Origin of the sequence: Mycolicibacterium mageritense (assembly GCF_010727475.1) — a bacterium.
Classification (GTDB): domain Bacteria; phylum Actinomycetota; class Actinomycetes; order Mycobacteriales; family Mycobacteriaceae; genus Mycobacterium; species Mycobacterium mageritense.
The window spans coordinates 6310002-6322817 of record NZ_AP022567.1 but is presented as its reverse complement, the minus strand read 5'-3'; the positions used below and the strand labels follow the sequence as shown (position 1 = coordinate 6322817).

Sequence of the window (12816 nt, the reverse complement as noted above, 5' to 3'; positions counted from 1 at the left end):
CTAGCCGACGGGTACTTTGGCGTCGACGCGCGTGAAGCTGCCGTCGCGGTACATCTGGACCGATGCCGAGCGTCTGGTCTTGCCGCTCGTGGTGATCGGGATCGAGCCGGGCGCGACGAGCACGACATCGGCGACCGAAACGCCGTGCCCAGTCGAAACAGCCGACGCCACCTCACCTCTCACGGTCTGCCAGTGCTCGGCGATGTCGGCGGCGTCCAGGCCCTTGCTCTTGACCTCAGCGATCACGACCAACGCTTCGGTCGCGTCATCGGGTACGGCCACGGCTGCCACCCGGCCACGGGTGATCGTCTGCACCGACGCCTCGATGTCGTCGGGATAGTGATTGCGTCCGCGGATGATCAACAGATCCTTCATCCGGCCAATGATGAACAGCTCATCTTCCGAGATGAAGCCCAGATCGCCGGTACGCAACCACTGTTCGCCCGGCAGGTCGGCAGGCGCATTGCGGATCCGGCCGCCGAACGTGTTCTCGGTCTCCTCGGGCTTGTTCCAGTACCCGGCCGACACGTTCTCACCGTGCACCCAGATCTCGCCGATCGTGCCCGCGGGGCACTCGGTGTGAAGTTCGGGTTCGACGATGCGTACCAACGGTGAATCCGGGGTTCCGTAGCTGATCAACGCGGTGCCCGCGGTGCACCGCTCGGCGTGCCCGGCCGAGAGCTTCTCCGGCTCGAACTGCGCGACGAGCGGCGGTTGTCCGGGGCTGCGGGTCGCGACGTACAACGTTGCCTCTGCGAGACCGTACGACGGACGGATCACCGCCGCGCGGAGATTGAAGCGCGCGAAGCGATCCGCGAAGCGGCGCACCGTGACGTCGTGGACGCGTTCGGCTCCGCTCATGATGCTCAGCACATCGGCGAAATCACATCCGGCCAGATCGTCGTCGGTGGTGCGGGCCGCCGCGAGGTCGAACGCGAAGTTGGGTGCCGCGGTCAGCGCGTGCGGATGGCTGCCGACCTGCTGCATCCACCGGGCAGGCCGCGCCAGAAATGCCAAGGGACTCATCACGATCGTGCGCCAACCGCCGAGAATCGGCGCGCACACGCCGAGCAGCAAGCCCATGTCGTGGTAGAAGGGCAACCACGACACCACCGTGGAGTCTGCGGGCGGAACGCGGTCGTAATCCGAGTAGAAGCCGCCCATCATCTGCTCGAAGTTGGCCGTCAGATTGCGATTCGACACCATCACGCCGGCCGGCGTGCGCGTCGACCCCGACGTGTACTGCAGATAGGCCGTGTCCGGCAGGGTTTCCCGGTTGAGCCGTCCGCTGCTGCGGGCGTCGAGGTCGAGGGTGTCCACCTCGACGACGGCGGGCGCGATGCCGCCGTCACCGGCATGGGCATATGCCGCAACGTCGCTCGCGACGGCCGAGGTGGTGAGGAGCACCGTGGGCCCGGCGTCGCGCATCACGGCATTGAGCCGTTCGTCGTGCGCGCCGGCCATCGGTGTCGACAGCGGCACGGCGATGAGCCCCGCTTCCATCGCACCGAGGAAGGCCACGACGTATTCGAGGCTCTGCGGGGCCAGGATCAGGGCCCGGTCCCCCACCGACGCGTGTTCGCGCAGCCCGACGGCGAGGTTCTTCACGCGGCGGTACATCTGGGCCCAGGTCAGCGTCTCTTCGACGCCGTCCCAGTCGCGGTCGTAGTCGATATGGGTAAACGCGGGTTCGTTCGGCTGCACGCTGGCGCGTTCGCGCAGCACGGCAGTCAAAGAAGATGCGGTCACGTGCAATACCTTTCGTGCTCGACGGAATGCGGTCGCAGTTCAGCCGGCGTAGTGAGCTCCACACCGTGACGATGCGCCGCGGCGAATGGTTCGGCGATGATCAGACGATCACCCCGGAGAGGTCGAATTCGCTCAGCACCTGGGCGGCCAGCCCGCGGAGCCAGGCCTTCGAGTTCTCGGCTCCGGGCTGGTACCCGACGACGGAGATCGAGATCTTCGCCCCCAGCCGCCCCGAGACCAGGACCAGATGCCCGCCGGCCCGCACGATGTCGCGCTCGACGACGTTCTGGTCGATTCCCCGCATCACGACGAACTCGGCGTCGGTTCCGTCCGCCCTGCTGAACGCCGGATCCAGCTCTCCCATGTTCGAGCAGGACACCGGAAGGCCCGCTGCGCCCACGAACGCATCCGACAACCGCGTCATGGCCCGCCGGGGCACGAACGGGATGAGCGGCAGGAACAGTTCCGATTCGTCTCGCGTCTCGCGCCGCGCCTGGATGGCGGCCCGGATCGCCGCGCGCGCCGTTGACAGGTCGGACGTCACCACCGTGGGATCCACCCCGACATTGCCGATGGTCATCGCGTTTGCGCGGGTGTCGTCCAGACCGCGGTCGCTCAGTGCCAGCAGCAGGTTGACCGCGCCGCCCTCGCCGCCGCACCGGCCCATGCGGGCACCGAGTCGCGCGGCGAATCCGGCGAGCAGCGAATAGGTGTTACCGCCAAGCGCTTTCGCGCAGGAATCCCAGTCGTCGACGTCCAGGAACAGCGATATGGCCGGGACCGTCACGATGCGCGCACTGCCGGCACCCGTCATGCTGCCTACGGCAGGAGCCGGACGCGCGAGCTCATGCCTGCGCCGGACGAGGAGTCTCACCGCAGCGCCGATGGTGCGCAACACTTCCGGCATGTCACGAGCGGTCGCGGCGAGATCCGTTCTGGCGGCGCGCATCCCGGCCCGCACCGACCGGTGCCGCGGCGCGGGATACCCGAAGTTCAGCGATTCACCCTTGGCCGCGCAGATCACCGAGACTATGCCCGCCACACCGTCGGCCATGCAGTGCGATGCCACCAGGCTGACTGCGCTCGCTCCGTCGGTCATGGGAAGCACGGCAAGTCGCCAGCCGGGCCCGTGTTCGGGATCGATCGGCAACGCGGCCTGCTCGTCGGTCCAATCGCTCAGGTCGTCGCGCGAGCGAGGTGACTCGACGACCATGGCGCACTCCGTGCCGCGACCCGACACCCACCGGTGCCTGCCGAACGGCAGGGGTGACCGTTCGATGAGCCGGCCCGCGAACGTGCCGTTGAGATGGTGATGGAAGCGTTGCAGGGCATCGAGATCCACCGGGTGTTCATAGATCCACAGGCATTGCATGAGTTGCGCGCGGTTGCCGGCCCGCATCGCATCGAACATCGCCTGGTCCAGATGGGCAAGCCGATTGTCGTGCCGCATCGTCATGCTCCGGCCTGCCGGATGCCGGTCACCCCGAATTCGGCCAGTACCTCGGACACGTGGCCGTGCAGACTCTCCTTGGTGTTGACCGCACCGGGCTCGTAGCCCACGACGGTGATCGAGATGAGACCACCGATCCGCCCGGACGCGACCGTCAGCAGCCCGCGCCGCTGTTCGAGCAGCCTGCGCGGGATGCGCCCGTTGACGCCCCGCAGCATCAGGTACTCGGCATCGGTGCCGTCGACGCGGCCCATGATCGGGTCGACATCACCGAGATTGGTGCAGGACACCGGAAGATCGGCGAACCCGAACAACACGTCGGCACCGCGTTGCACCGCCACCTTTGGGATGAACGGAATCAGCGGCAGCAGTTGCAGCGCCTCGTCGGGTTCGTCCCGGCGCCGCTGGAAGCCGGCCCGGATCGCCGCCCGGGCACCGGTCAGGTCCGTGGTGACCGGCTCCGGGTCGACCGCGATGCCGTCGAGCGACACCGCGTTGGCGCGCGTATCCCCCTCGGCCCGGTCCGCGATCGGGATCAGCAGGCTCACCCTGCCGTCCCCGACCCGCCGGCGCCCGAGGCGAGCACCGAGCCGCGCTGCGAACCCGGCGAGCAGCGAATGCGAATTGCCCCGCAGGGCCGCCGCGCGGCTGTCCCATTCCGCGAGGTCGACGAACACCGTGACAGCGGGAACCAACACCTCGGCATCCGGATTGCCGTCGTACGGCAAGGGCGGTGGCGGGGCCGAGCGCGCGATGTCATGGCGACGCCGATATGCCAGCCGTATCGTCCTGGCCAGTGTGCGCGCGACTTCGGGCAGTCCCTGAAGGCTTTCGCGCGCATCGGTTCTCAGCGCCCGCGCCCTCGTGCGAGACCTCAGCGGTGGGTATCCGAGATCGCGCCGGATGCCTTTGATCGCGTCGGTGATCGTGAGCACGGCGCCCATGCCGTCGGTGAGGCAGTGCGATATCTCGAGACTGATCGCGGTGGACCCGTCGGTCATCGGCAACATTCCCAATCGCCAGCCGGGGCCGGTCTCCGGGTCGAGCGGCAGGCCCGCACGCTCGTCTGCCCAGTCCATGAGTTCGGTTCTCGGGCGGGTGATTTCCTCGATATCCAGCGGAGCGGCCGGGCCCGTTGCCGCGACCCAGCGATGCCTGCCGAACGGCAGTGGTGAGGTTTCGATGCGCCGGCCGAACAACCCGAACCCCAGGTTTGCGTGGAACGTTCGCACCGCGTCGGCGTTCACGGCATGCTCGTACACCCACACCAACTGCGCCAACGACTCCTCGCCCGTCGCGCGCAGCGCCAAGAACATGGCCTGGTCGGTGAGCGCGAGGCGGTTGTCCTGCACTGCATCGGTCGCCGAATCGTCCCGCGCACCGTCGAGCACCGCCACTGATCGAATCTCCTGTGCCACCGATCAACTCACCGTCGCGCCGAGTGCCGCGAGCGCGGGCACCCGACTGCTGGAAGCGGCGCTCACTCGGGCGGCCACCACGTCGAGGTACTCGGCCTTCATCGCCTCGGTGTAGCGCAACGCAGACTGCCGGGCCGTCGCATTGTTGGGGTGGGCCACCGTGACTGTGGTGCCCCGGCCCAGCCGGTTCACCCACATCCCGATCTGATGCGCGTCTCCGACGTCGCTGTACACGCGCCCGTTGAGCTGGTTCCATTCGGCGATGATCGCGGGAGACAGCGGAGGCAGCCCCGCGTCGAGGTAGGACAGCATCGCGACACCCGATGCGGGTGCACGTACTCCGGCCTCGGCGCCGAGCTCCAGGATGCGTTCGAAGGGTACGTTCGCCAGCTCGATGCGCGAATCGAAGGACGCCTGTGCGGCGCGCGCGATCGCGCCGAACGACTGTCCCGCCGCCGCAACGCTGATCGGCACGAGTCCGGTGAACCAGCCCGTGGTCATGTACTCGGCGGGTGTTCTGCGGGTCGTCGTCGGGGTGATCACGTGGTATGTGTCTGCACCGGTGAGCTTGTGTTCGGCCATTGCGGCACAGGCGAACACGCCGCCGCTGAACCGGGTGCCCTCGGCATGGCACACGGCCTCGAAGCGATCGGTTTGATCGTCGTCGAGCAACTGCACGGTGAGCAGGGCTCCGCCGCAGGCGCCGGCATCGTCACCGAGCGGAAGCGGGAACCTCGGCAAGGTACCGGAGTTGTGCTCGGCGAACTCGATCCACGCCCGCACCTCGGGTGAATCGAGCGTCAGCCCGGAGGTGTACTCGCGCTGCCGCACGCAGTAGTCGTGATAGCTGCCCGCCTCCGGAAGCTGCAACGGTGCGCCTCCGCCGACCAGGGCCGCGTACATCATGTGAATCTCGACGAACAGCGCACCCATGAACATGGCATCGGCGTGGACATGATCAACGCTCAGGTAGAACGTGAAGTGATCTGATCGCTGGATGATCCCGAAGCGGAAGCAGTCCCACTGCAAGGGGTCCGGCGTGTCGAGCAGGTATCTTCGCCAGTCCTCGGAATCCATCTCCCCCAACGTTTTCGGGACGAACTTGATGTCACGGGCCCTGGCCAGGGTACGGCGGGTGAAACCGCCCGAACCATCGGTTTCGAACCGGCTGTGATAGGTGTCGTGGCGGCGGACATAGGCGTTGATGACGTGGGTCATCGCACGGATGTCGCACTGGCCTGCGATGTTCCACGCCGGGATGTTGAGCCGGGCCATGGTCCGGCCGTGCGCGACGTGATCGCGGTAGGCGTGCAGATGCTGGGCCTGCTGATAGCTCACGGGCACCGGGCTGACCGGGGCCTCGGCGACCTTCGCGAGTGTCGCCGCCGAGGGCTCCCACGAGACAACCGTGCCTGGGGCGTCGACCCAGTCGTGGATTGCTTCGAAGGCAACCATATCGTCTCCTAGCTCTGCTTCCGGACGGTCATGCCGGCGTCGAGGCGGTCACTTCGGCCGCCAGCGTGTCGGTCAGGCTGTCGGCGAGTGCGCGGATGGTGGTGATGCCCATCGGGCTGATCCGGATGCCCGTCTCGGTCTCGATGCGGGTACGCAGTTCGAGGTTGCCGAGCGAATCCAGCCCGTATTCCGACAGTGGGCGGTCGACGTCGACCGAGCGGCGCAGGATCAGGCTGATCGCATCGGAGATCAGCCTCCGCAGCCGCGTCGACCATTCCTCCATCGGCAGCGCGCGCAATTCGGCCAGGAACTGGCTGGCGCCCGCGCGCCCGTTGTCGAGGTTGCGGAACGCCTCGGCGAACGGCCGGGTCTGCGCGAACGACGCGAGCCACGGCGCACCTGCCACCGGCGCGTATCCGGTGTGAGCGCGGTCATGCCGGAGCAAAATGTCGAATGCATAGGCCCCGTCCTCGGGATGGATCGCCATCGCCTGGTCCTGCGCCAGGTGGCGGCCCTGCCCGATCTCCGACCACGCGCCCCAGGCGATCGACGTCGCGGGCAAGCCCTGGGCCCGGCGCCAGTGCGCGAAAGCGTCCAGCCAACTGTTGGCCGCCGCGTACGCCCCCTGACCGGGTGATCCGACCAATGCCGCGGCCGACGAGAAGGAGCAGAACCAGTCGAGCGGTTGCCCGGCCGTGGCTTCGTGAAGATTCCACGCGCCGTGCACTTTTGGTGACCAGTCGCGCTCGACGAGGGCATCGGTGATGGCGCTCAGCGTGGCATCCTCGACCACCGCGGCCGCGTGCAGCACACCGCGCACCGGCAGCCCGGTGGCCGTCGAGGCCTCGACCAAGCGCCGGGCGGTCGCGGGGTCGGCGATGTCACCGCGCTCCACCTCGACCTCGGTGCCGTGCGAGCGAATCCGGCGCAGCACCGCCTGGGCGTGGGGCCCCGGCGCCGACCGGCCGTTGACGACGATGCGGCCGCAACCCGCCTCGGCCATCTTCTCGGCCAGGAACAATCCGAGCCCGCCGAGACCCCCGGTGACCACATAGGCGCCATCGGGCCGGAAAGGGTTCGCCTCCGACGGCGGCACCACCGCGGGCCCGTGGCCGCTGCGCGGGATGTCCAACACCAGCTTCCCGGTGTGCTCGGCTCCGCCCATGACCCGGATGGCGGTGGCACCGTCGGCCAGCGGGAAATGCGTGGTCTCGGGCACCGGTAGCACGCCGTCGGCGATCTGCTCGTAAACCGTGGTCAGCAGGTCGCGCACGGTGTTCGGATCGGTGAGTGTCAACAACGCCAGGTCGACGGCGTAGAAGGCCAGGTTGCGCCGGAACGGGAACAGCCCCAGCCGGGTGTCGCCGTAGATGTCGCGTTTGCCGATCTCCACGAAGCGCCCGCCGAAGGACAGCAGTTCCAGGCCCGCGCGCTGAGCCGCCCCGGGCAGGGAGTTGAGCACGATGTCGACGCCGTAACCGTCGGTGTCCCTGCGGATCTGATCGGCGAAGTCCGTGGTGCGTGAGTCGTAGACATGAGTTATCCCCATACCGCGCAACAGTTCTCGCCGCTTCGGGCTGCCTGCGGTGGCAAAGATCTCGGCGCCCGCGGCACGGGCGATCGCGATGGCGGCCTGGCCGACCCCGCCGGTGGCCGAGTGGATCAGAACCTTGTCCCGCGCCGAGATCCTGGCCAGGTTGTGCAGGCTGTACCACGCGGTCGCGTGCGCGCTGGGGACAGCGGCGGCCTGCCCGGCGGTCAGGGCCGACGGCAAGGTGACCGCGAGGTTTGCGTCACACGTGATGTAGGTGGCCCACGCGCCGTTGGTCGAGATTCCCGCGACCTGATCGCCGACCTGATGCTCGGTCACCCCCGGCCCGACGGCCACGACCTCGCCGGCATAGTCGGCTCCGAGCTGGGGCATGCGCCCTTCGAAGCTCGGATAGCGACCGAGGGCCACCAGGACGTCGGCGAAGTTCAGGTTCGACGCCCGCACCGCGACCTCGATCTGACCGGGACCGGGTTCCACGCGGTCGACCGCGGCCAGTTCGAGCGATTGCAGGTCGCCCGGCGTGCGGATCTGCAGCCGCACCCCGTCGTGCTGATGGTCGACCACGGTGGACCGGAAGTCGTCGGCTCCGAGCGGGCCGAGGTTGAGGCGCGCGGCGTAGTGCACACCGGCGCGCCATGCCGTCTCGTCTTCCTCGGAACCCGACAACACGTGAGCCGCCAACTGTTCGGCGTCGGTGTCGCCGTCGATGTCGATCAGGGTCGGGTGCAGGTGCGGATGCTCCACTCCGATCACCCGCACCAGGCCGCGCAATCCGGCCTGCGCGAGATCGGGCGCGTCGCCCGCGACGACGCGCTGGGCATTGCGGGTCACCACGTACAGGCGCGGCGCACCGGTCGCCTCCGGCAGTTGACGCGCGATGTGCACGAGGCGCCGCACCTGGTCGGCACCGTGCGGAGCCGCGCCGGAAGCGTCGGATCCCGCGAATACCACGACGGCACCGATGTTCTCCCGCGCCAACCGTCCTGCGAGCGCCTCCTGAGCGTCGGTGTCGGCGGCGGCATCGGACGGCCACACCGTCGTGTCGGCGGCGACGCCGTACGAGGCCAGCGCGGCCACCAGCTGGCCCGAAAGCCGTTCGCCCGACGCTGCCGTGTCGATCACCAGCACCGCTCGGCGCTCGGTGTCCTCGACCCCCGGCACGCGCTGCTGGATCCAGTTGACGGTCAGCAACCGGCTGTTCAGTGTGTGATCGCGGTGTGCCGATCCGGCATGCGCACCGAGCCGGAGACCTTCGACGGTGACGAGCACGGTGCCGTGTTCGTCGAGGATCTCCAGGTCCGCTTCCACCAGTGCATCGCTGACCGTGCCGATCCGCACAAGACAGTACTGCGCCTGCCGCGTCGAGGCGGTGGCGCGGATCCGCCGAACACCGAGCGGCAGCAGCAACGTGCCCGCTGAGTCGTCTCGGATCGCGGGGTGACCGGCCACGGCCTGGAAGCACGCATCGAGCAGGGCCGGGTGCACGGCGTAGCCGGATTGCTGCGAGCGCAGCGCGGGCGGCAACGCCACCTCGGCGAAAACCGAAGTGCGGGGGCCGGTTCCGGCCGCAGCCAGGCCCGCGAACGCGGGGCCGTATTGAATGCCGTGCGCCGCGAAGGATTCTCGTAGGTCGGCGCCGTCTGTGCGGTCCGGATGTGCGGCAAGCAGTGCGGCGATGTCGTACGGCTGCGGCGTACCACCGGGGGCGGCCCGCAGGTGTGCCGACGCACGGCGAACCCGCTCACCGTCGGCGGTCGATTCGATGCCGAGTTCGGCAACGCCTTCGGAGGTCACCGCGGCGACCGTGGACACCTCCGTGTGCTCGTCGAGCAGCAGCAGGTCGTGGAACGTCAGATCGTGCACTTCGGCACCGTCGCCGAGCACGTTCGCGGCGACCGTCAGTGCCATCTCGCAGTAGGCCGCGCCCGGCATGGCCGCCACGTCGTGCACGCGGTGATCGTCGAGCCAGGGCTGCGCCGCGGTGCCCACATCGGCCTGCCAGACGTGCCGTTCCTCGTCCTCGGGGAGCCGTACGTGCGCGCCGAGCAAGGGATGGACCGCCACGGTGTTGGCCCCGCGGCCCGGCTGATCGTGACCGTCGCGCGTGAGCAGCAGCGTGCGGTGCGTCCACGCCGGCAACGGCGCCTCGACCAGTCGGCCATCGGGATAAAGCTCCGAAAAGTCCACTGCCGCACCGGAGTTGTGCACATCGCCGACGAAGCCCAGGAGCCCGGACGGGGTCGGCTGGTCGCGCCGCATTGCGGCGAGCACGGCCGTCGACATGTCGAGACTGCGCGCCGTCTGCTCGACCGCGTGGGTGAGCAGCGGGTGGGGCGCCAATTCGCCGAACACCCGGTACCCGTCTTCGAGCGCGGCCTGCACCGCTGCCGCAAACCGCACGGTGTAGCGCAGATTGTCGGCCCAGTAGTCACCGTCCCACATGGGTTCGTCACGCGGGTCGTAGAGCGTGGCCGAGTAATACGGAACCGTCGGCTCCATCGGATCCAGGTCGGCGAGCTGGTCGATCAAGTCCTCCAGGACCGGCTCGACCTGGGGCGTATGGGAAGCGACGTCCACCGCGACCTCGCGGGCCATCACGCCGCGTTTCTCCCACCCGGCCACGAGCCTGCGGATCGAGTCCGTGGCTCCGCCCACCACGGTGGACTCGGGCGAGGCGACCACGGCCAGCACGACGTCGCCGATCCCCTGGGCCGCGAGTTCGGAAAGCACCTGTGCGGCAGGCAGTTCCACTGACGCCATGGCACCGGCTCCCGCGACCCGGGCCATGAGCCGCGAACGGCGGCAGATCACCTTCACGCCGTCCTCGATCGAGAGCGCACCCGCTACGACGGCCGCGGCGGCCTCCCCCATCGAGTGACCTATCACGGCACCCGGACGCACTCCGTGGGCCTTCATCGTCGCGGCCAGCGCGATCTGCATCGCGAAGACGCTCGGTTGCACCCGGTCGATGCCGGTCACCACCTCGGGTGCCGACATCGCCTCTGTCACCGAAAATCCGGACTCGCGGGCGATGAGCGGTTCCAGCTCGGCCACGGTCGCGGCGAACACCGGTTCGGTGGCCAGCAGCGATGCGCCCATCGCGGCCCACTGCGAGCCCTGGCCGGAGAACACCCACACCGGTCCGCGCCCTCCCGCGGCAGCAGGCTGGTACGGACTGTCACCGTCGGCTACTTCGCGTAGCGCCTCGACGAGTTCGTCTGGCGTGGCTGCCAATACGGACGTGCGAACGTCGCGGTGGCCGCGGCGACGGGCCAGCGTATATCCGAGATCGGCCAGTCCACGGCCACGCAGATCCGCCTCGGCGACCCAGTCGGCCAGCCTGCGCGCGCTCTCGCGCAGCGCGTCGGCCGACGTCGAGGACACGGCGAACAGCTTGGCCCCGGCGCCGGCCGAACCCGCGACGTCACGTCCCTCGACGAACGTCGCGGCGAGCGCCTGGGCGGGCGCCTGCTCGAGCACCGCGTGTACGTTGGTGCCCGACAGGCCGTATGACGACACCGCGGCGCGCCTGGGATGTCCGTCGACGGCAGGCCACGGCACGTTCTCGCGCGGCACGAACAGATTTGTGTCGATCGCGGCCATCTGGTCGGGCAACCGCTCGAAGTGCAGGCTCGGTGGAATCACGGCCTCCTGCAGCGCCAGCACCGCCTTGATGAGGCTGACCACGCCCGAAGCCGACTGGGTGTGGCCGAAGTTCGTCTTCGCCGAGCCGAGCGCGCACGGGCCCGTGGTGCCGTAAACGTCTGCCAAGCCGGCATATTCGATCGGATCGCCGACTGGGGTACCTGTCCCGTGGGCCTCGATCATGCCGATGGTGGTGGGATCGGTGGCTGCCGCCGCGAGCGCGGCCCGATAGACCGCGACCTGCGCGTCGCGCGACGGGGTCGCGATGTTCACGGTGCGCCCGTCCTGGTTGGCCGCCGTGCCGCGAATGACCGCGAGCACGCGATCTCCGTCGCGCACTGCATCGGGCAGACGCTTCAGCAGTACCACCGCGCAGCCTTCGCCGGATACGAAGCCGTCCGCTGCGACATCGAACGCATGGCAGCGGCCCGTCGGTGACAGCATGCCCTGCGCCGAACCGGAGGCCATCTTGCGCGGTTCGAGCACGATGTGGACGCCGCCCGCCAGCGCGAGGTCGCTTTCGCCGTCACCGAGACTGCGGCAGGCGTTGTGGATCGCGAGCAGTCCCGACGAGCACGCCGAATCAACCGTGTAGGCCGGTCCGCGCGCGCCGAGCGCGTAGGCGATGCGTCCCGATGCCAGGCTGAAATTGCTGCCCGTGAAGCCGTAAGGCCCGTCGAGCACCCGCGCATCGGCGGCGAGCAGTTGGTAGTCGGCGTAGGTCATCCCGACGAAGACGCCGGTCAGGGAATCGGCCACGGTGGCCGGATCGACGCCCGCGTGCTCGAGCGCTTCCCAGGACGTCTCGAGCAGCAACCGCTGCTGCGGATCGATCACGATGGCCTCGCGCTCACCGATCCCGAAGAAGTCCGCGTCGAATCCGCCAACGTCGTCGAGGAAGCCGCCCCACTTCGACACCGACCGGCCCGCGACGCCCGGCTCGGGGTCGTAGAACTCGTCGGCGTCCCATCGCTCCAGGGGGATCTCGGTGACCAGGTCGTCACCCCGCAGCAATGCGTCCCACAGCTTGGCCGGTGAGTCGATTCCCCCAGGTAGCCGGCATGCCATGCCGATCACGGCGACGGGGGTGACTGGAGCATCAGCCATGTCGGCTCAAGACCTCTCTCGATCAGGCGTTGTACAACGCATCGCTGGCACGGCTAAAGCGCGAAAAAAGAATGCGCGCTGCGTCGCCGCCGACGCACGCTACCGGATCCCCTCATCCAGTTTGAGTTGTTGCCAACTCGCGTGCGTAGCGTAGCGTCCCGCCCAACAACAATGTTGGAAACATCCGATCGCAGAAATGGTAATGAGCCACTTACTACAGGTTAACGGGCCGGACACACCCGGGCTCCCAGATCCGCGTCGCGCCACCCTAGCACGTATCAGGCAGGCCTACAGGGCTACCTAAAGCCGTTGTCGCACTTGCATATAACGCACCCATCCGGATCCCCAGCCACCTCTCGCGCGCGCCCGCGGGCGCTCACCCTACACCAACCGGATGGCGTTGCGGGGTTTCTCCCACCTTGAATCCAAACCGTTTGAAC

Annotated in this window: 5 protein-coding genes; all 5 read right to left on the bottom strand. The window is 68.5% G+C overall.

Annotated elements, in window-relative coordinates:
• A complete protein-coding gene (locus tag G6N67_RS30450) occupies positions 1-1749 on the bottom strand; it encodes an AMP-binding protein (RefSeq protein WP_036441706.1) in 1749 nt (582 codons plus the stop codon).
• A gap of 100 nt (positions 1750-1849) precedes the next feature.
• A complete protein-coding gene (locus tag G6N67_RS30445) occupies positions 1850-3199 on the bottom strand; it encodes a WS/DGAT/MGAT family O-acyltransferase (RefSeq protein WP_235684073.1) in 1350 nt (449 codons plus the stop codon).
• Positions 3200-3201: 2 nt separating this feature from the next.
• Positions 3202-4617: a condensation domain-containing protein gene (locus tag G6N67_RS30440; protein ID WP_036441700.1), complete on the bottom strand. Its 1416-nt coding sequence runs from the start codon at positions 4615-4617 to the stop codon at positions 3202-3204.
• Between the two features lie 3 nt (positions 4618-4620).
• A complete protein-coding gene (locus G6N67_RS30435; RefSeq protein WP_036441697.1) occupies positions 4621-6072 on the bottom strand; it encodes a condensation domain-containing protein in 1452 nt (483 codons plus the stop codon).
• 28 nt (positions 6073-6100) lie between these two features.
• Positions 6101-12376 carry a sulfolipid-1 biosynthesis phthioceranic/hydroxyphthioceranic acid synthase gene (pks2, locus tag G6N67_RS30430; protein ID WP_036441694.1) on the bottom strand — a complete coding sequence of 2092 codons (6276 nt, stop codon included), beginning with the start codon at positions 12374-12376 and terminating at the stop codon, positions 6101-6103.
• Positions 12377-12816 lie beyond the last annotated feature (440 nt).

Bases quoted from the DNA above. Each gene is read 5' to 3' on its own strand.
- pks2 (WP_036441694.1), bottom strand. From the start codon at position 12,376: ATGGCTGATGCTCCAGTCACCCCCGTCGCCGTGATCGGCATGGCATGC.
- G6N67_RS30445 (WP_235684073.1), bottom strand. From the start codon at position 3,199: ATGCGGCACGACAATCGGCTTGCCCATCTGGACCAGGCGATGTTCGAT.
- G6N67_RS30435 (WP_036441697.1), bottom strand. From the start codon at position 6,072: ATGGTTGCCTTCGAAGCAATCCACGACTGGGTCGACGCCCCAGGCACG.